23 protein-coding genes are annotated in these 18,242 nt (G+C 40.4%); 21 read left to right on the forward strand and 2 right to left on the reverse strand.

Annotation, left to right across the window (positions count from 1 at the left end; translation table 11 throughout):
* The first annotated feature begins 2 nt into the window (after positions 1-2).
* From B7723_RS03265 to yaaA, 3 genes are all read left to right on the forward strand, one after another.
* Positions 3-1,598 carry a hypothetical protein gene (locus tag B7723_RS03265; RefSeq protein ID WP_084849170.1) on the forward strand — a complete coding sequence of 532 codons (1,596 nt, stop codon included), beginning with the start codon at positions 3-5 and terminating at the stop codon, positions 1,596-1,598.
* 85 nt (positions 1,599-1,683) lie between these two features.
* Positions 1,684-1,800, forward strand: a complete 117-nt coding sequence (locus tag B7723_RS03270) for a DUF3953 domain-containing protein (protein ID WP_084849169.1) — start codon at positions 1,684-1,686, stop codon at positions 1,798-1,800.
* Positions 1,801-1,894: 94 nt separating this feature from the next.
* On the forward strand, positions 1,895-2,623 hold the full coding sequence (gene yaaA / locus B7723_RS03275; RefSeq protein WP_084849168.1) for a peroxide stress protein YaaA: 729 nt from the start codon (positions 1,895-1,897) through the stop codon (positions 2,621-2,623).
* A gap of 31 nt (positions 2,624-2,654) precedes the next feature.
* On the opposite strand, the gene B7723_RS03280 is transcribed toward yaaA, so the two are convergent.
* Positions 2,655-3,203 (reverse strand): NAD(P)H-dependent oxidoreductase, encoded by a 549-nt coding sequence (locus tag B7723_RS03280; protein ID WP_000039630.1) that lies wholly within the window; start codon positions 3,201-3,203, stop codon positions 2,655-2,657.
* Positions 3,204-3,294: 91 nt separating this feature from the next.
* Positions 3,295-3,741 carry a MarR family winged helix-turn-helix transcriptional regulator gene (locus tag B7723_RS03285; RefSeq protein WP_084849167.1) on the reverse strand — a complete coding sequence of 149 codons (447 nt, stop codon included), beginning with the start codon at positions 3,739-3,741 and terminating at the stop codon, positions 3,295-3,297.
* Between the two features lie 118 nt (positions 3,742-3,859).
* Between B7723_RS03285 and B7723_RS03290 the strand changes: the two genes are divergently transcribed.
* The 18 genes from B7723_RS03290 to B7723_RS10630 all read left to right on the forward strand — a co-directional run bounded on the left by B7723_RS03290 (position 3,860) and on the right by B7723_RS10630 (position 18,237).
* On the forward strand, positions 3,860-4,336 hold the full coding sequence (locus B7723_RS03290) for a cell wall elongation regulator TseB-like domain-containing protein (protein ID WP_084849166.1): 477 nt from the start codon (positions 3,860-3,862) through the stop codon (positions 4,334-4,336).
* 9 nt (positions 4,337-4,345) lie between these two features.
* Entirely contained in the window at positions 4,346-5,524 is a 1,179-nt protein-coding gene (locus B7723_RS03295) for a pyridoxal phosphate-dependent aminotransferase (protein ID WP_084849165.1), read from the forward strand.
* Between the two features lie 151 nt (positions 5,525-5,675).
* On the forward strand, positions 5,676-7,019 hold the full coding sequence (asnS, locus tag B7723_RS03300; RefSeq protein ID WP_084849164.1) for an asparagine--tRNA ligase: 1,344 nt from the start codon (positions 5,676-5,678) through the stop codon (positions 7,017-7,019).
* Positions 7,020-7,167: 148 nt separating this feature from the next.
* Complete coding sequence (rpsF, locus tag B7723_RS03305) at positions 7,168-7,458, forward strand: 30S ribosomal protein S6 (protein ID WP_001151782.1); 291 nt, start codon at positions 7,168-7,170, stop codon at positions 7,456-7,458.
* Positions 7,459-7,469: 11 nt separating this feature from the next.
* Positions 7,470-7,940 carry a single-stranded DNA-binding protein SsbA gene (gene ssbA / locus B7723_RS03310; RefSeq protein WP_000609595.1) on the forward strand — a complete coding sequence of 157 codons (471 nt, stop codon included), beginning with the start codon at positions 7,470-7,472 and terminating at the stop codon, positions 7,938-7,940.
* Between the two features lie 31 nt (positions 7,941-7,971).
* Entirely contained in the window at positions 7,972-8,211 is a 240-nt protein-coding gene (rpsR, locus tag B7723_RS03315) for a 30S ribosomal protein S18 (RefSeq protein WP_000068664.1), read from the forward strand.
* Positions 8,212-8,442: 231 nt separating this feature from the next.
* Positions 8,443-8,952, forward strand: a complete 510-nt coding sequence (locus B7723_RS03320) for a GNAT family N-acetyltransferase (protein ID WP_084849163.1) — start codon at positions 8,443-8,445, stop codon at positions 8,950-8,952.
* Between the two features lie 427 nt (positions 8,953-9,379).
* Positions 9,380-10,537, forward strand: a complete 1,158-nt coding sequence (gene wecB / locus B7723_RS03325; protein WP_084849162.1) for a non-hydrolyzing UDP-N-acetylglucosamine 2-epimerase — start codon at positions 9,380-9,382, stop codon at positions 10,535-10,537.
* Positions 10,534-11,313 (forward strand): hypothetical protein, encoded by a 780-nt coding sequence (locus B7723_RS03330; protein WP_084849161.1) that lies wholly within the window; start codon positions 10,534-10,536, stop codon positions 11,311-11,313. The genes wecB and B7723_RS03330 overlap by 4 nt, the downstream gene beginning before the upstream one ends.
* 141 nt (positions 11,314-11,454) lie before the next feature.
* On the forward strand, positions 11,455-12,765 hold the full coding sequence (locus B7723_RS03335; protein ID WP_070535086.1) for a glycosyltransferase family 2 protein: 1,311 nt from the start codon (positions 11,455-11,457) through the stop codon (positions 12,763-12,765).
* Positions 12,766-12,773: 8 nt separating this feature from the next.
* Positions 12,774-13,877, forward strand: a complete 1,104-nt coding sequence (locus tag B7723_RS03340) for a glycosyl hydrolase family 8 (RefSeq protein ID WP_070535088.1) — start codon at positions 12,774-12,776, stop codon at positions 13,875-13,877.
* Between the two features lie 122 nt (positions 13,878-13,999).
* Positions 14,000-15,400, forward strand: coding sequence for a bifunctional Cof-type HAD-IIB family hydrolase/peptidylprolyl isomerase (locus tag B7723_RS03345; RefSeq protein ID WP_084849160.1), 1,401 nt, complete (start codon positions 14,000-14,002; stop codon positions 15,398-15,400).
* A gap of 1 nt (position 15,401) precedes the next feature.
* Positions 15,402-15,761 carry a S1 RNA-binding domain-containing protein gene (locus B7723_RS03350; protein ID WP_049550527.1) on the forward strand — a complete coding sequence of 120 codons (360 nt, stop codon included), beginning with the start codon at positions 15,402-15,404 and terminating at the stop codon, positions 15,759-15,761.
* A 53-nt stretch (positions 15,762-15,814) separates the two neighbouring features.
* Positions 15,815-16,564, forward strand: a complete 750-nt coding sequence (locus B7723_RS03355; protein ID WP_049489909.1) for a tRNA1(Val) (adenine(37)-N6)-methyltransferase — start codon at positions 15,815-15,817, stop codon at positions 16,562-16,564.
* Entirely contained in the window at positions 16,554-16,838 is a 285-nt protein-coding gene (locus tag B7723_RS03360; RefSeq protein ID WP_084849159.1) for a GIY-YIG nuclease family protein, read from the forward strand. The genes B7723_RS03355 and B7723_RS03360 overlap by 11 nt, the downstream gene beginning before the upstream one ends.
* Before the next feature lie 85 nt (positions 16,839-16,923).
* Complete coding sequence (locus B7723_RS03365; protein WP_084849158.1) at positions 16,924-17,859, forward strand: manganese-dependent inorganic pyrophosphatase; 936 nt, start codon at positions 16,924-16,926, stop codon at positions 17,857-17,859.
* Between the two features lie 53 nt (positions 17,860-17,912).
* The gene (locus B7723_RS10625) at positions 17,913-18,089 is read left to right on the forward strand and encodes a hypothetical protein (protein WP_239827357.1); all 177 of its coding nucleotides are present in this window, start codon (positions 17,913-17,915) and stop codon (positions 18,087-18,089) included.
* Positions 18,040-18,237, forward strand: coding sequence for a DUF2568 domain-containing protein (locus B7723_RS10630; protein WP_239827361.1), 198 nt, complete (start codon positions 18,040-18,042; stop codon positions 18,235-18,237). Before B7723_RS10625 ends, B7723_RS10630 begins: the two co-directional genes overlap by 50 nt.
* The last annotated feature ends 5 nt before the right edge of the window (positions 18,238-18,242 follow it).

Below are 18,242 nucleotides of genomic sequence, written 5' to 3' on the forward strand. Positions count from 1 at the left end.
AGATGAAACGCATACTCTTTGAACTTGTTTTTATCGCAACGACTTGGTATATCTTTTTGCCGCCACTTAATCTTACTAGTTGGGAATTCATCTTCTTTCTCTGTGGGCATCTGGTGGTGATGGGGATTTTGTTTAGTTTCCGCAAGGATACCAATCTCCTCAAAACTGTTCATGTACGTCATGGTAAGGCTGCCAAAGATCTCAATCTAGAAGGATTTCATTTTAATAAATTAGGTGGAGGATTGTTGCTGGCTGCGGGCCTTATCTTTGCCCTTGCTGGTCTGGTAAGCCTAGTAACCTCTAGCTTTTTCCAAGCAAAAAATTATGCTAATGTGGTGTCTATCACAGAAAAAGACTTTAAAGATTTTCCTAAGAGTGATACCAGTAAGGTTCCAATCCTAGATCGGAGCACTGCAGAAAAGATTGGAGACCGTTATCTAGGCTCTCTGACGGATAAGGTCTCCCAGTACGTAGCAGCAGACACTTATACCCAGCTGACGGTTGATGGCAAACCTTATCGTGTGACTCCTTTGGAGTATGCCGACTCGATCAAATGGTTTAATAATCAGTCCAAGGGAATTGGTGAGTATATCAAGGTTGATATGGTGACAGGAAATGCGGAATTGGTGGATTTAAAAACGCCAATGAAGTATTCAGACTCCGAGTACTTTAACCGCGATGTTAAACGTCATCTTCGGATTAAGTACCCAACCAAGATTTTTAAAACGCCCTCCTTTGAGGTGGATGATGAAGGCAATCCCTTCTATGTAGCAACCGTTTATCAAAAACAGTTTGGTCTAGGAGTACCTCGCCCTTCATCCGTTATCATCTTGGATGCTACTAGTGGAGAAACCAAGGAATACAGCTTGGATGAAGTCCCAGAATGGGTGGATCGTGTCTATCCAGCAGAAGAAACCATCGAACAAATCAACTACAACGGCAAGTATAAAGATGGCTTCTGGAATGCCTTGATTTCTAAGAAAAACGTTACCCAAACGACAGAGGGCTATAACTATCTTTCTATCGGAAATGACATTTATCTCTACACAGGTGTGACTTCAGCCAATGCTGATGAAAGTAATCTAGGATTTATCCTTGAAAATATGCGCACTGGTGAAATCACCAAGTACAATCTAGCTTCAGCAACCGAAGAATCTGCCCGTGCTTCAGCTGAAGGAGCCGTTCAGGAGAAGGCCTACAAGGCTACTTTTCCTATCCTTGTTAATCTCAATGACAAACCACTCTATATCATGGGCTTGAAGGACAATGCAGGCTTGGTCAAGGAGTATGCTTTGGTTGATGCAGTGGAGTACCAAAACGTCATTGTAGCAGCTACGGTAGATGAACTCCTCAGCAAATATGCCAATAAAAATGACCTCGAGCTGGATAATGAAACGGTAGAAAACATTAAGGGAATCGTCTCAGACCTTAAATCAGCTGTTATCAAGGGTGACACTGTCTACTTCTTTAAAGTTGATGGCAAGATTTATAAGGTCAAGGCTTCAGTGTCAGACGACCTTCCTTACCTTGAAAATGGCCAATCCTTTGAAGGTCAAGTTGGAAAAGATAATTATCTCAAGACCTTTAAAGTACAATAATACTCTTCGAAAATCTCTTCAAACTACGTCAGCGTCGCCTTGCCGTACTCAAGTACAGCCTGCGGCTAGCTTCCTAGTTTGCTCTTTGATTTTCATTGAGTATAAAAATAGGTTTTCTCAGTTCAAGGAGAAAAAAGATAAATTCTTATCTATCTTAACAAGCTTAGCTGGCACAGCCCTTGTTCTCGTGGCTATCTGGTAAGGATGGCCAAAATAAACAGAGAAACCTCGGTATGAACCGAGGTTTTTAAGATGAAATTCTTGGTCGCGGTTGAAAAATATGCTACACTAACAATATGAAAATTTTAATCCCAACAGCAAAAGAAATGAATACAGACCATCCTTGTATCGAAGCGCTCCCTTTGAGTGAAGAAAGTCAGGCAGTCCTTGACTCACTGGCGCACTACTCAGCTTTTGAATTAGAGACTTTTTATAAGGTATCTGCCGAGAAAGCAGAAGAAGAGTACGCTCATATTCAAGCTCTAAAAGACCACAGGGCTAAACATTATCCAGCCTTGAAACTTTTTGATGGTCTCATGTATCGCTACATCAAACGAGATGGGTTAACCGAGGCTGAACAAACCTATCTTGAAGATCATGTTTTAATTACATCCGCTTTGTATGGCGTAGTTCCAGCCCTATCTCCCATGGCTCCTCACCGTTTGGACTTCTTGATGAAGTTAAAAGTCACTGGTAAGACTTTAAAGAGTCATTGGAAGTCAGCCTACGATGAGGCACTAGAGGATGAGGATTTGATATTCTCCCTCCTATCATCAGAGTTTGAAACTGTATTTTCGAAGAAAATCAGAGAAAAGATGGTGACCTTCAAATTTATGGAGGACAAGGGTGGTCAGTTGAAAATCCACTCAACTATTTCAAAAAAAGCTCGCGGCGCCTTTTTGACCGCCTTGATAGAGGGGCAAGTTCAAACTGTTGAACAAGCTCGCAAGCTCCGCTTTGCAGGTTTTGACTACCAACCTGATTTATCCAGTGACTTAGAACTCGTCTTTGTGAAACAAGCATAAAACCAGCTCGAATGAGCTGGTTTTTGCTGGATTAGTTGATGGCTGCAAGAAGGTCGTCCGCTTGTTTTGCAAGTGATGAAGCAGTTGCTTCTTCTAACACCAATTTTCCGTCCGCCCAAGCAGAGTCATTGACACGAGCAGCTGTAAAGTCACCAACGACTTGTGTACGGATAAATGGCAAGAGGTCTTTATAAATCGCAAAGAGTTGTTCGTGACCGGCATTGGCTACAGATGAGACAGTAACAAACTTGTCTTGGAGGGCAGAAGCACCACGTGTATCAGACAAATCAATGGCACGAGAGAGCCAGTCAAGCAAGTTTTTCACTGTTCCAGGGATAGAGAAGTTGTAGACTGGAGAGAAGATCCAGATTGCATCTGCAGCAAGGACTGCTTCACGAGCAGCAGCTACAGCTGGATGAGTTGGAACTTCCAAATCTTGGCTGAAGAGAGGAACAGCTGAATAATCAAGATAGCTAACTTCCGCTTTTCCAGCAAGTGCTTTTTCAGCTTCGAGGGCCATTTGGTGGTTGAAAGAACCTTGGCGTAGTGATCCGACGATAAATAGTACTTTTTTAGACATGATGTGTCTCCTTTAGTTTAAAATTCAAAGAGAGAACTCTTTTGTTACCGTCTATGTTACAACAAATGATACTAATTAGCAATAATTTTGCTCACAAATTTTTAAATTTTTTTAAAATGCGGATTAAGTCTTCCTTTTCGCCATCTTCCAAGATGCTGAGTGCTTCTACGATAGAATCGATATGGTCAGGAAGAACCTCTTCGATTTTTCTGCGTCCTGCAGGTGTTAATTTCAGGAAAAAGGATCGACGATCCTTGGGGTCACAAGTTCTAGAAATCCACCCATCTCGAACCATATTTCGAATGACAACAGTCATGTTTCCAGAAGTGGCCAGCATTTTTTCAATCAAATCCTGAATGCGCAGTTCCCCCTTGCTATAGAGGGTTTCCAGAACGGAAAATTGAGTAGGGGTTAGTCCGTGTTCTTTGGCAGCCTTAGTTTCATAAGGTTTAAAAGTTCGCATTGCTTTATTGAGGACGATAGTTGTTTTTAAGTCTAATTGATTATCGGAAATTTTCTCTTTCAAATATTGTTTCATAAGGTTATTTTATCAATAATGAGAGAGAAAAACAAGAACTTACATTTTATAGGAAAAGAATCTTAGAATGTTCCTGTCTTCACTTGTAATAAAGGAGGAGAGATGGTAAAATAGACGAGTGAAACTAAGACAAAAAAAAGCAAAAAACAAGCTACTTTTACAGTATGGAATCGGCATTTCTCTGGTAGTACTAGTCATGACGACTTCCTTCCTTTATCTGATATCACTCAGCATGAAACCCTATCAAGATGCTAGAGTTGAAGGAGAAAAACTGGCCAAGCAGTATGCGGAATTGGAAAAGGCAGATCAGGTTGATTTTTATAATGGACTAGAAGGTTATTACAGCGTTTTAGGACATAATAAAAAGCAAGAGGCCATTGCCGTACTGATTGAAAAGAATGACCACAAGATTTATGTTTATCAGCTTGATAAGGGGATTTCTCAAGACAAGGCAGCGACGATTTCGAGGGAAAAAGGAGCTAGCGACATTGACAAGATTACCTTTGGTCGTTATCAGGACAAGCCGATTTGGGAAGTCAAGTCAGGAAACCAGTACTATCTGGTCGACTTTGAAACAGGAGCAGTGATCCAATAAGGAGGGCATATGAAACTATCCAAACGTGTACTAGAAATGGAAGAAAGCGTCACTCTAGCCAGTGATGCAAGAGCCAAAGCATTAAAAGCTCAGGGAAAAGATGTTCTTTTCTTAACCTTGGGACAGCCTGATTTTCATACTCCTGAAAACATTCAGGATGCAGCGATAGAAGCGATTCGAGATGGACGAGCTTCCTTCTATACAGTTGCTTCAGGCCTACCAGAGTTAAAAGCGGCGGTTAATACCTATTTTGAACGCTACTATGGGTATTCCGTAGCAGCTAACGAGGTTACCTTTGCCACTGGTGCCAAGTTCTCTCTCTACACCTTCTTTATGGCTGTAGTCAATCCAGGTGATGAGGTCATCATCCCTACACCATACTGGGTCAGCTATGGAGATCAAGTCAAAATGGCAGAAGGAGTGCCAGTCTTTGTCCAGGCCAAGGAAGACAATCACTTTAAAGTAACAGTAGAGCAGCTAGAAGCAGCTCGAACAGACAAGACTAAGGTCTTGGTTCTCAATTCACCATCGAATCCGACCGGTATGATCTACTCTCGTGAGGAACTCTTGGCTATCGGAAATTGGGCGGTTGAACATGATGTCCTTATCCTAGCGGATGATATTTATGGTCGTCTGGTTTATAACGGGAACGAATTTGTTCCAATCTCTAGTCTGTCAGAAGCTATTCGCAAGCAAACCATCGTGATTAACGGTGTATCTAAGGCTTATGCCATGACTGGTTGGCGGGTAGGTTATGCTGTGGGAAATCCTGAAATTATCGCTGCTATGAGCAAATTGACAGGACAAACAACCTCAAACCTGACTGCTGTATCACAATATGCTACCATTGAAGCCCTGACTGGACCACAAGACTCTGTCGAAACCATGCGCCAAGCTTTTGAGGAACGTTTGAACACTATTTACCCTCTATTGTGCCAAGTACCAGGATTTGAAGTTGTCAAGCCCCAAGGAGCCTTCTATCTCTTCCCAAATGTCAAAAAAGCGATGGAGATGAAGGGTTATACCGATGTGACAGACTTTACAACGGCTATTCTCGAAGAAGTCGGCCTTGCCTTGATTACAGGAGCTGGATTTGGGGCGCCAGAAAATGTTCGTCTCAGCTATGCCACAGACTTGGATACATTAAAAGAAGCTATTCGCCGTTTGCATCAATTTATGGAAAAATAAAACATAGAATCTTCGCTGTTTTAGCGAAGATTTTTGTAACGAAAATCTCGCGATTTTTATCTAGTAGAACCTAGCTATCACAGTCTATTTATGGTAAAATAGTGGGTAATGATGTCTTCGGACAAGTTAAACGAAAAAAGGAAGATAGATTATGACAAAACGTGTAAGAATTATTGATGTAAAAGACTACGTTGGTCAAGAAGTGACCATCGGAGCCTGGGTTGCCAACAAATCAGGAAAAGGGAAAATTGCCTTCTTGCAATTGCGTGATGGAACAGCCTTCTTCCAAGGTGTAGCCTTTAAACCAAACTTTGTAGAAAAATTTGGTGAAGAGGTAGGTCTTGAAAAATTTGACACCATCAAACGCTTGAGTCAAGAAACTTCTGTTTATGTGACAGGAATTGTCAAAGAAGACGAACGTTCTAAGTTTGGTTATGAACTCGATATTACAGACATCGAAGTGATCGGTGAATCTCAAGACTACCCAATCACACCAAAAGAACACGGAACAGACTTCTTGATGGACAACCGTCACTTGTGGCTCCGCTCTCGTAAGCAAGTTGCTGTGATGCAAATCCGTAATGCCATCATCTATGCAACTTATGAGTTTTTCGACAAGAACGGCTTCACGAAATTTGATAGCCCTATTCTTTCAGGAAACGCAGCAGAAGATTCAACAGAACTCTTTGAAACAGACTACTTTGGAACACCAGCCTACTTGAGCCAATCAGGTCAGCTTTACCTAGAAGCAGGGGCTATGGCTCTTGGTCGTGTTTTTGACTTTGGTCCGGTATTCCGTGCTGAAAAATCAAAAACGCGCCGTCACTTGACTGAGTTCTGGATGATGGACGCAGAGTACTCATACTTGACACACGATGAGTCACTTGACTTGCAAGAAGCTTATGTTAAAGCTCTTCTTCAGGGCGTTTTGGATCGTGCGCCTCAAGCCTTGGAAACCTTGGAACGAGATACAGAGCTTTTGAAACGCTACATTGCAGAGCCTTTCAAACGTATCACTTACGATCAAGCCATTGATCTTTTGCAAGAGCATGAAAACGATGAAGATGCAGACTACGAGCATTTGGAACATGGCGACGACTTTGGTTCACCACACGAAACATGGATTTCAAACCACTTTGGTGTGCCAACATTTGTCATGAACTACCCAGCAGCTATCAAGGCCTTCTACATGAAACCAGTTCCTGGAAATCCAGAGCGCGTACTTTGTGCAGACTTGCTTGCCCCAGAAGGTTATGGAGAAATCATTGGTGGTTCTATGCGTGAGGAAGACTACGATGCCCTTGTTGCTAAAATGGAAGAACTTGGAATGGATCGTACAGAATATGAATTCTACCTTGACCTTCGTAAATATGGTACAGTACCACATGGTGGATTTGGTATCGGTATTGAACGTATGGTCACTTTCGCAGCAGGTACAAAACACATTCGTGAAGCTATACCATTCCCACGTATGTTGCACCGTATCAAACCATAAACTAGTGAAAAGAAGATAATTTCATCTTCTTTTTTCACTTTTATCTTGCTATCTATCAGTTTTTCTAGTATAATAGTTTATTGTGAGCAAACCTCACTTACCCCTTGTAAAGACTAGGGGTCATTAGACCAAAAGGAGGAACATATCAATGGCTAAATACGAAATTCTTTATATCATTCGTCCAAACATTGAAGAAGAAGCGAAAAACGCTTTGGTAGCACGTTTTGACTCTATCTTGACTGACAACGGTGCAACTGTTGTTGAATCAAAATCATGGGAAAAACGTCGTCTTGCATACGAAATCCAAGATTTCCGTGAAGGACTTTACCACATCGTTAACGTTGAAGCAAACGACGACGCAGCTCTTAAAGAGTTTGACCGTCTTTCAAAAATCAACGCTGACATTCTTCGTCACATGATCGTCAAACTTGACGCGTAAGAAGGTAAATTATGATTAACAATGTTGTACTTGTAGGGCGTATGACACGTGACGCTGAGTTGCGTTATACCCCATCAAATGTAGCAGTTGCGACTTTTACTCTTGCAGTAAACCGTACATTTAAGAGTCAAAATGGCGAACGTGAGGCTGATTTCATCAATGTCGTTATGTGGCGCCAACAGGCTGAAAATCTTGCCAACTGGGCTAAAAAAGGCTCTCTTATCGGGATCACAGGCCGTATCCAGACTCGTAGTTACGATAACCAGCAAGGACAACGTGTCTACGTAACAGAAGTCGTGGCTGAGAATTTCCAAATGTTGGAAAGCCGCGGAGTGCGCGAAGGACATTCAGGTGGAGCTTATTCTGCACCAACTGCTGGTCAATCAGCACCTGCAAATCCAGTACCAGACTTTTCACGTTCTGAAAATCCATTTGGAGCAACCAATCCATTGGACATTTCAGATGATGATTTACCATTCTAATGGACAATTAATACTATAAAGGAGAAAAAACATGGCTCAACAACGTCGTGGCGGATTCAAACGCCGTAAAAAAGTTGATTACATCGCAGCAAACAAAATTGAATATGTTGATTACAAAGATACTGAGCTTCTTAGCCGTTTCGTTTCAGAACGTGGGAAAATCCTTCCACGTCGTGTAACAGGAACTTCAGCTAAAAACCAACGTAAAGTAACAACAGCTATCAAACGCGCTCGCGTAATGGCTTTGATGCCTTTCGTAAACGAAGATTAAAAAAGAGGTCCGGGGGACCTCTTTTTCAGACCCTTACGGGTCTTTTTTTCACGAGCCTTGAAATGAGAAGGCGAGTTCGGTCCGGGTGGACCTCCTTTTTAGATTTTTATAGGACTTTGTTAGAAAGGATTCCCTGTTGACATAGTAAGATTCTTTTGTCTTACTAGGTTTTTTCTTTTAATCTTTATTATCGTGCTATAATGGTAGGAGAAAGCTATAAAGGAGCAACTTATGAAGACGACATGTTCAATTAGAAAAATGCAATCATCTGACATAAAAGATCTATCCCGAGGATTTATCAGCCAAGGTTGGCCGGGTAGAGAAGAAATTTTGGCTAGATATTTTCTTGAACAAGAATGTGGGGAGAGAGAAGTCTTAGTTGCAGAGGTTGGGGGTGCTGTAGCGGGTTATATCACAATTTTGCCCTGCGCTAAGCAGGGGCCTTTTGCAGAAATCTATCCAGAACTCTCAGATTTCAATGTCTTTGAACCTTTTCAAAATCAAGGTATTGGAAATCTCTTGCTGGAAGAAGCAGAAAAACGAGTTAGGCTCATATCGGATAAGGTGACCCTTGGTGTTGGGCTCCATTCAGGGTATGGACCTGCCCAGAGATTGTACATCAAACGAGGCTATATTCCAGATGGGACGGGTGTTTGGTATCAGAACCATCAACCGGCCATGAATGCGGTTTGTGAAGATATCGGAGAATTGGTCTTGTATCTGTCGAAAAATTTGTTTTAAGACAGATTTTATAAGATTTAAATTTTAAATATAGTAAACAATCACAGTCCCTTTTTCATTCGAAAAAGGGATTTTTTGTTTGAAATTATTTGTTTTATTCCTCGAAGTGGTAAAATATAATTGTTTGAAATATCAAGATAAAAATAAATATCGAAAAAAACATATAAGGTTTAGTTTTTTAAAATACGTATTCTTTTGAAAAAGTCTTAAAATTTCCTAAAATAAGGCTTTTTAAAGGTTGTAAATAAAATTGTTACAAAAAGGTTACAAATCAATTAAATGCAATAGTATACTTTAATAATAAATTGACATTTAGATTAATAGGCGGTAATATAATTATGATGCTCAAATTAATTGATTTGAGAAATAATTGGATATAGTGATTAATATCATGTATCAAATATTATTGTAACAAAAGGATACTATAATGAAAAAACTGAAAGTGATGGTTGTTTTTGGGACACGACCAGAAGCTATTAAAATGGCCCCTTTAGTGTTGGAATTGCAAAAACATAGTGACAGTATTGAGACGATCACAGTTGTGACAGCTCAGCATCGTCAAATGCTTGATCAAGTTCTTGAAACGTTTCGCATCGAGCCACATTATGACCTGGATATTATGGGGAAAAATCAATCCCTTTTAGATATTACTGGAAAAATTTTAGAAAAGTTTGATCCAGTTGTTAAGCAAGAACTTCCAGATATAATTCTTGTTCATGGAGATACAACGACAACTTTTGCAGCAAGTTTAGTTGCTTTCTATAATCAGGTACGTATCGGCCATGTTGAAGCTGGTCTAAGGACCTTTGATAAATATTCTCCTTTCCCAGAAGAGATGAATCGTCAGATGACAGATAGTCTTGCGGATCTCTATTTTGCTCCAACTAGTGAGAGTAAAGAAAATCTCCTCAAGGAAAATCACCCTGAGTCTGCTATTGTCATTACGGGAAATACAGCCATTGATGCCTTGAAACTAACCGTTCAATCGGATTACTATCATAAAGTTCTGGATCAATTGGACCCAGATAAGAAACTTGTATTGGTAACCATGCACCGTCGTGAGAATCAAGGTCAACCAATGAGAAATGTCTTTACAGCTTTACGTGAGATGGTTGATCTTCATCAGGAAATTGAAGTTGTTTATCCTGTTCACCTTAGCCCTGCCGTGCAAGAAGCAGCAAACGATATCTTAGCTGGGCACAATCGTATTCATTTGATTGAACCTTTAGATGTACTTGATTTTCATAATTTGGCTTCAAGAAGCTATTTTATCATGACCGACTCTGGCGGTGTTCAGGAAGAAGCGCCTTCTCTCGGAAAACCTGTCCTTGTCCTTCGTGACACGACGGAACGTCCAGAAGGAGTAAGAGCAGGTACTTTGAAGCTAGTTGGTACAGATCCAGTCTGTGTGAAAGAAGCGATGACCGAACTCTTAACAGATGAAACTGTCTATAGACAAATGTCTCAGGCACCAAATCCTTATGGAGATGGAAATGCATCAGAAAGAATTGTACAGACTATTAAACATTATTTTGGCTTTGGTGAATCTGCATCAGAGTTTAAAGAAGGAGCAGGGACACAATGAAAAATTGGTATAGATTTAGAAACTGGTTTCTGACTTTGCTTGGATGTGAGCTTCTTTTGTTGGTACTTTGCTTTTTCTATGCTCGAACTATTATTTTAGAGCAACTATTGTTTTTTGCCTTAGCCTTATTTTCGGTTTTAGTTTTATCTGACTTACTCCTTGCTTGGACACTTATCTTATCTTTTGGATTGGGAGTCATTGTTTTAATAGCAGGTGTAGTTTTCATCCCTAATTCTTCAGTTCTGCTTTTATTAATCAGTTTTCCAACATTGCTTGGTATTCTAATGAAGGTTCGACATTATTTATTAAAAATGGCTTCAAAGGTTCAGGATCAAGAAGATGATGCCAAATCAGATTATCATTCTATGGTAAATAAACAAAGTGAATTTGTGCTACAGTCAGTACTAATTCATTGGTCGCATGAGGACCTATTTTTTCAGATAAATCCGAGAGAATATAATCGCATGTTAGTTCGTATTCAAGAAATAATTGCTCAAAAACTAAGTTACAATGATAAACTTTACTATCTTTCGGAGGGGAATTTTATTATATTATCTCATGATAGTCAGATTTCTTTACAGGAATTTTGTTTGAATAATATAGTGAAGGATCTAGAGGCTTTGCATTTCCATGGAAAAAATGGAATGCAAGAGATTCAATTTCAATTAGGTTACTTAGTGGTTGACTCGCAAAATAAAAGTAAGTATCAAAATTACTCTGATTTAGTGAGCTATTTGAAACGTCAATTAGAGACGGATATAATTGTAGAATATTAGGAGGGGAAATGACTCTAACAGACCTATTTTTCAGAATTGCTTTGGGAGTGAGTTTCTTTTTTGGAATTTGTTTTGCCATACTATTTATTGCATATAATATTCTTTACTATCGGGTGAATAAGAATTTTAAGGCGGTGAAACATGATTAGTCAAATACTGATGATTTTTACCTTGCTTACAATTTGGATTTCTCTGGCTTGGGGCTTGGTAATTCTCTTTTCAGCTGTTCACTTTTGGTTTAAACACAGCGATTTTCGTGTAGACACTTCGCCCTTGCCTTATTATCCGAAGGTTACCATTGTCGTACCTGCTCATAATGAGGATGTGGTTATTGCACAAACGACAAAAGCTATCTTGGACATGAATTATCCTCACGACCGTGTGGAGTTGCTCTTGTTTGCGGATAACTGTTCGGACAATACCTATGCAGAGTGTTTGTCTGTACAAGCTATGCCTGAATATGCAGGAAGAAATCTTACTATTATCGACCGTACTGGTACGGGAGGAAAAGCGGGCGTTCTAAACGATGCTTTGGAGATGGCAACGGGCGAATATATCTGTGTTTATGATGCGGATGCCATGCCTGAAAAAAATGCTCTTTATTTCCTTGTAAAAGAAGTGATGAAGGATCCAGAACGTCACGTGGCATCTTTCGGTCGCAACAAGACTCGAAATGCCAATCAAAATTTCTTGACTCGTTGTATCAACCAAGAAATCGTTGTTACTCAGCGCGTGCACCACGTTGGGATGTGGCATCTCTTTAAAATTGGGCGTATCCCAGGAACCAACTTTCTCATTCAAACCGACTTTGTAAAGAGTATCGGTGGTTGGAAAAATGGTGCCTTAACCGAGGATACCGATATTTCCTTCAAAATCATGCAGAGCGGTAAATTGATTGCCCTTGCCTATAATTCAGAGGCTTTCCAACAAGAACCTGAGACCTTAAAGAGTTACTATATGCAGCGTAAACGTTGGGCGAAAGGAAATTATGAAGTTGTTCTCTCAAACTTTAAGCATTTATTTAGCAGAGGAAACTGGCGTGTCAAACTAGAAGTCTTTAACTATTCGTGTGTTTTCTTTTGGTTTAACTTTGCCATTGTCCTATCGGATTTGATTTTCCTAGCGAATGTGCTAGCTATCTGCCTTAATCTTTTCTTACCAGATGTCAGAGTTCCATTCGCTTTTGATGCGGACAATATCTACATCGCCCAGCTCATGCTCTTCAACTGGATACTTATGATTGGTCTCTATTTGATGCAAATTATGACGGCATTAGCAAGTCAATTTGGACAAGCGACGACTAAACAAATCTGGTTGGCCTTGGCATCTTATTTTAGTTATTCTCAGATCTTTATCATCGTATCGGTTGATTCTATTTCATCTATTATACTGGATAAGGTACTTCGACGGAAAGAAACCAAGTGGGTTAAAACCAAACGGTTTGCAGGATAGGAGGTTCTATGAAAACAAATAAATTAAAATATGTATGGTTTGTGCTCATTCTTTCTATCTTTTGTTTAGCCTTGTTTTTAGCAAGAGGAAGGACTAAAATCGAGATGCGGAATCGAATTTACAGCCAATGGAGCCAACAGTTCCTTGTTACAAAAGGCGATCAGTCTTTTGTTCGTACGACGAATGATTCTGAGGAAACGACAGTTCTATCAGAAGCCCAAAGTTACGGTATGCTCATAACGGTTTTAGCAGCCCAAAAAGGACAAGCAAGTCAAGCAGATTTTGATAACCTCTATCGCTATTATCAAAATCATCGCATAGAGGGAACGCAGTTAATGTCTTGGAAACAAGTGATCAAAAATGGTAGTGAAACGGTCAAAAAGCAAAATGCAACTGATGGAGATCTCTACATCGCTTATTCTTTGATTGAAGCTTCTAAGCAGTGGCCAGATAAAGCTCAGGAATACCAAGAACAAGCTAAAAAAATCTTAGAAGATATACTTCGATATAATTACAATAAAGAGACGGGTGTTTTAACAGTAGGGAACTGGGCAAATAAGAATTCCGATTATTATTACTTGATGCGGACATCTGATACTCTTCCTCACTATTTCCAGTCTTTCTATGACCTGACTGGAAACAAACAGTGGTTAGATGTTAAGGATAAGATGCTTGGCAAACTAGAGCAAATCAGTTCCCATTCTGATACAGGTCTCTTGCCAGACTTTATCTGGGCGGAGAAGTCCGGGGCACGTCTTGTTGATGCCAACACTATCGAATCTCAATACGATGGGGCGTACTCTTATAACGCTTGCCGTTTGCCTTATCACTTGTCACAGAGCCAGGATGAAAGAAGCCAAAAACTCGTTCAAAAGATGATGGATTTCTTTATGAAAGAGCAACGCATTTATGCTGGTTATGACTTGAACGGAACGGCCCTCAATCAATACCAGGCAGGTAGTTTCTTGGCACCGATTACCTATGCATCTGACAAGGGAGAAGGTTATCTGAAACTTCTTCAGCAAAATAAATACATTTTCACACAAGATTTACCTTTGGACAACTACTATGATGCAACGATGATTACCATGATTGCTCTAGAGATGTTCTAGAATGAAAAGAGAGGGCTAGTTTTTCTGGCTCTCTTTTTGATAGGATTTTCATCTTTTTTCAAAAAAGGAATTTCATCAGCTTTATGGTATAATGGAAAGAGTGATAAAAAAGAGGTAGAGAGATGGATGCGAAATTAAAATACAAGGCAAAAAAGATTAAAATCGTCTTTTTTGATATTGATGATACCTTGCGTACGTCAAAGACAGGTTTTATTCCAGCTACAATTCCCACTGTCTTTAAACAGTTGCGTGAAAAAGGAATCTTAACAGGAATTGCCTCTGGGCGCGGTATTTTTGGTGTTGTTCCAGAGATTCGTGAGCTCAAACCTGACTTTTTTGTAACTCTAAATGGGGGTTATATCGAAGATAAAAAAGGCCAGGTCATTTATCAACATCAGATTGACAAGTCAGATGTTGAGGAGTACATTTCTTGGACGAAGGAAGAGGGAATTGAGTACGGCTTGGTTGGTAGTCATGACGCCAAACTCTCCACGCGAACAGAACTGATCAGTGAAGCTATTGACCCGATTTATCCGAACTTGGATGTGGATCCTAACTTCCATGAAAAAGCAGATATTTACCAGATGTGGACCTTTGAAGATAAAGGGGATGGCTTGCACTTGCCAGATTCATTGTCGGATAAACTTCGCATGGTGCGTTGGCATGAACATTCATCAGATATCGTGCCGATTTCAGGTTCGAAAGCTGCTGGTGTAGCCAAGGTGGTGGAGCACTTAGGCTTGAAACCAGAGAATGTTATGGTCTTTGGGGATGGGCTCAATGACTTGGAACTCTTTGATTATGCTGGAATCAGTATTGCCATGGGAGTTTCCCATGAAAAAATCAAAGAAAAAGCAGATTATATTACAAAAACAGTAGAAGAAGATGGCATTTTTGATGCCTTAGAAGGATTTGGTATGGTAGAAAAAGAATTGCATTTCCCACAAGTAGACATTGAAACAGCAGAAGGTCCTCTTGCGACCATTAAGACAAATCACGGAGACTTGCGTATCAAGCTCTTCCCTGAACATGCTCCCAAAACAGTAGCCAACTTTGTTGCTCTGTCAAAAGACGGTTACTATGATGGTGTGATTTTCCATCGCATTATCAAGGACTTTATGATCCAAGGTGGAGATCCAACTGGTACTGGTATGGGGGGAGAATCAATCTACGGTGACTCTTTTGAAGATGAATTTTCTGAAGAACTTTATAATATCCGTGGTGCCCTTTCTATGGCCAATGCGGGTCCAAATACCAATGGTAGCCAGTTCTTTATCGTGCAAAACCAACATTTGCCATACTCTAAGAAAGAGATTGCGCGTGGTGGCTGGCCTGAACCAATCGCTGAGATTTATGCAGAACAAGGTGGAACTCCTCACCTTGACCGCCGCCATACTGTTTTCGGGCAGTTGGTAGACGCAGAATCGTTTGCGGTCTTGGATGCCATTGCAGCTGTTGAGACTGGTGTAATGGACAAACCAGTTGAAGATGTAGTAATTGAAACGATTGAAATTGAGGACTAGAATGAAAATTGGTGATAAGCTAACTGGGCGTATTACAGGAGTTCAGCCCTATGGTGCCTTTGTCGAGTTAGAGACAGGGGTGACAGGGCTGATTCACATCTCGGAGATTCGGACGGGATTTATTGAAAATATCTATGACATTTTAAAAATTGGCGATGAAGTTCAAGTTCAGGTGGTGGATTTTGACGAATACACTGGAAAGGCCAGTCTTTCCATACGTACCTTGGAAGAGGAAAAGCATCAATTACCAAGACGGAGACGTTTTTCAAATGATCGGATCAAGCACGGATTTGCTCCTCTTGCCCGAATGATGCCTGTTTGGACGCGTGAGGCATTAGAGCATTTAAAGAAGAAGCCATAAATACGATTATTCAAATCATTTGTAATATTAACATAATTTGTTATAATAAAAGTATGAAAGAAGAACAATTATTAAAACCAGGAGAGCGAATCAACCAGCTCTTTTCGACAGATATCAAGATCATTCAAAATAGAGAGGTGTTTAGCTATTCGGTGGATAGTGTTCTCTTGTCACGCTTTCCTCGCTTCCCTAAACGGGGTTTAATTGTGGACTTTTGTGCTGGAAATGGTGCAGTGGGACTTTTTGCAAGCAGTCGTACAGAGGCAAAAATTCTCTCTGTAGAGATTCAAGAGCGCTTGGCGGATATGGCAGAGCGTTCGGTTCAGTTAAATGGCTTGGAAGAGCAGATGCAGGTCATCTGTGATGATTTGAAAAATATGCCTGTCCATATTCAGGGAAGTAAGGTGGATATGATCTTGTGTAATCCGCCTTATTTTAAGGTAGATCCGCATTCCAATCTGAACGAGAGTGAACACTACCTTCTGGCCAGACACGAAATTACGACTAATCTAGAAGAGATCTGCCGAAGTGCTCAGAGTATTCTCAAGTCTAATGGCCGTTTGGCCATGGTCCATCGTCCAGATCGACTCTTGGATATCCTAGATATGCTCAAACGCCACAATTTGGCACCCAAGCGTCTTCAATTTGTCTATCCGAAACGTGAGAAGGAGGCCAATATGCTCTTAATCGAAGCCATCAAGGATGGATCGACCAGTGGCTTCAAGGTTTTGCCACCGCTCATTGTTCACAATGACGATGGTTCCTACACGCCAGAAATTCAAGAGATTTACTATGGATCATAAAGCCTATATGTATGTGGTGGAGTGTCGCGACGGTTCTTACTATACGGGCTATACAACAGATGTGAAGAGGCGCCTTGCCGTTCATAATAGTGGTAAGGGAGCAAAGTATACCCGAGCTCGCTTGCCAGTCAAACTCATCTATGTAGAGGGTTTTGCCAGTAAGGAAGAAGCCATGTCTGCAGAGGCTCTCCTCAAACGAAAGAAACGCCTGCAGAAAGAACGATTTTTATCCGAAAATCAAGAGAAAAATCTAGTCAACCATATTGATGTCTAAGGAGGAGTCTTTTGGCTTCTCTTACTTTTGTCAAAAGAGGAAAAAAGTGCTACAATAAGATGAATAAATTTAAAGAGGTATTATCATGTCTAAGATTCTAGTATTTGGTCACCAAAATCCAGACTCAGATGCCATCGGGTCATCTGTAGCCTTTGCCTATCTTGCAAAAGAAGCTTATGGATTGGACACAGAAGCAGTAGCACTTGGAACTCCTAATGAAGAAACAGCCTTCGTTTTGAACTATTTTGGTGTAGAAGCACCACGCGTCATTACATCTGCTAAAGCAGAAGGTGCAGAACAAGTCATCTTGACTGACCACAATGAATTCCAACAATCTGTATCAGATATCGCAGAAGTAGAAGTTTACGGAGTTGTGGATCACCACCGTGTGGCTAATTTTGAAACTGCAAGCCCACTTTACATGCGCTTGGAACCAGTTGGATCAGCATCTTCTATCGTTTACCGCATGTTCAAAGAACATGGTGTAGCTGTTCCTAAAGAAATCGCAGGTTTGATGCTTTCAGGTTTGATTTCAGATACTCTTCTTTTGAAATCTCCAACAACTCACCCATCTGACAAAGTCATTGCGCCTGAATTGGCAGAATTAGCTGGTGTCAACTTGGAAGAGTACGGTTTGGCTATGCTCAAGGCTGGTACTAACTTGGCTAGCAAATCTGCTGAAGAATTGATTGACATCGATGCTAAGACCTTTGAACTCAATGGAAATAAGGTTCGTGTAGCTCAAGTAAACACAGTTGATATCGCTGAAGTCTTGGAACGTCAAGGTGAAATCGAGGCAGCAATGCAAGCAGCTAATGCAGCAAACGGCTACTCAGACTTTGTCTTGATGATTACAGACATCGTCAACTCAAACTCAGAAATCCTTGCTCTTGGATCAAACATGGACAAGGTCGAAGCAGCTTTCAACTTCAAACTTGAAAACAACCACGCTTTCCTTCCAGGTGCTGTTTCACGTAAGAAACAAGTGGTGCCACAGTTGACTGAAAGCTTTAATGGGTAATTTTTAAGGAATATTTGGAACTGTTAATTTGACTATTTATAGAAGGTGATAGCATGATGCGATTGATTGAAGGACTGCGCTTTTTGGTTGAGGCTGTGGCAATCCTTGGTCTTTTCTCCGTATCTGTGATACAAATTTTGGCTGGAAAAATTCCTGTTTTTTCTTCTAGCAGTTCTATTAATCTTATTTTGGGCGCGATATATGGCACCAAAATCTCCACATGCTTTTAAAAAATGGCATCGACTTGTTGCTGAGATATCGATTTTTATTTTAGTTAGTGGTAGTTTTTGGTATTTGTATGGATTACAAATAGGAATCCTATACTTAGTTCTGTCTTTTGGAAGTTTGGGTCTGCTTTATTATTTTCAGCTAGAGTGATTCTT

Source organism: Streptococcus oralis subsp. oralis (assembly GCF_002096435.1).
Classification (GTDB): Bacteria; Bacillota; Bacilli; order Lactobacillales; family Streptococcaceae; genus Streptococcus; species Streptococcus oralis_AA.

Coding starts and splice junctions, on each gene's coding strand:
- B7723_RS03355 (WP_049489909.1), top strand. CDS start 15,815: ATGAAAGAAGAACAATTATTAAAACCAGGAGAGCGAATCAACCAGCTC.
- B7723_RS10625 (WP_239827357.1), top strand. CDS start 17,913: ATGATGCGATTGATTGAAGGACTGCGCTTTTTGGTTGAGGCTGTGGCA.
- wecB (WP_084849162.1), top strand. CDS start 9,380: ATGAAAAAACTGAAAGTGATGGTTGTTTTTGGGACACGACCAGAAGCT.
- B7723_RS03330 (WP_084849161.1), top strand. CDS start 10,534: ATGAAAAATTGGTATAGATTTAGAAACTGGTTTCTGACTTTGCTTGGA.
- B7723_RS03360 (WP_084849159.1), top strand. CDS start 16,554: ATGGATCATAAAGCCTATATGTATGTGGTGGAGTGTCGCGACGGTTCT.
- B7723_RS03285 (WP_084849167.1), bottom strand. CDS start 3,741: ATGAAACAATATTTGAAAGAGAAAATTTCCGATAATCAATTAGACTTA.
- B7723_RS03365 (WP_084849158.1), top strand. CDS start 16,924: ATGTCTAAGATTCTAGTATTTGGTCACCAAAATCCAGACTCAGATGCC.
- yaaA (WP_084849168.1), top strand. CDS start 1,895: ATGAAAATTTTAATCCCAACAGCAAAAGAAATGAATACAGACCATCCT.
- B7723_RS03350 (WP_049550527.1), top strand. CDS start 15,402: ATGAAAATTGGTGATAAGCTAACTGGGCGTATTACAGGAGTTCAGCCC.
- rpsR (WP_000068664.1), top strand. CDS start 7,972: ATGGCTCAACAACGTCGTGGCGGATTCAAACGCCGTAAAAAAGTTGAT.
- ssbA (WP_000609595.1), top strand. CDS start 7,470: ATGATTAACAATGTTGTACTTGTAGGGCGTATGACACGTGACGCTGAG.
- B7723_RS03280 (WP_000039630.1), bottom strand. CDS start 3,203: ATGTCTAAAAAAGTACTATTTATCGTCGGATCACTACGCCAAGGTTCT.
- B7723_RS03340 (WP_070535088.1), top strand. CDS start 12,774: ATGAAAACAAATAAATTAAAATATGTATGGTTTGTGCTCATTCTTTCT.
- asnS (WP_084849164.1), top strand. CDS start 5,676: ATGACAAAACGTGTAAGAATTATTGATGTAAAAGACTACGTTGGTCAA.
- B7723_RS03265 (WP_084849170.1), top strand. CDS start 3: ATGAAACGCATACTCTTTGAACTTGTTTTTATCGCAACGACTTGGTAT.
- B7723_RS03320 (WP_084849163.1), top strand. CDS start 8,443: ATGAAGACGACATGTTCAATTAGAAAAATGCAATCATCTGACATAAAA.
- B7723_RS03345 (WP_084849160.1), top strand. CDS start 14,000: ATGGATGCGAAATTAAAATACAAGGCAAAAAAGATTAAAATCGTCTTT.
- B7723_RS03295 (WP_084849165.1), top strand. CDS start 4,346: ATGAAACTATCCAAACGTGTACTAGAAATGGAAGAAAGCGTCACTCTA.
- rpsF (WP_001151782.1), top strand. CDS start 7,168: ATGGCTAAATACGAAATTCTTTATATCATTCGTCCAAACATTGAAGAA.
- B7723_RS03335 (WP_070535086.1), top strand. CDS start 11,455: ATGATTAGTCAAATACTGATGATTTTTACCTTGCTTACAATTTGGATT.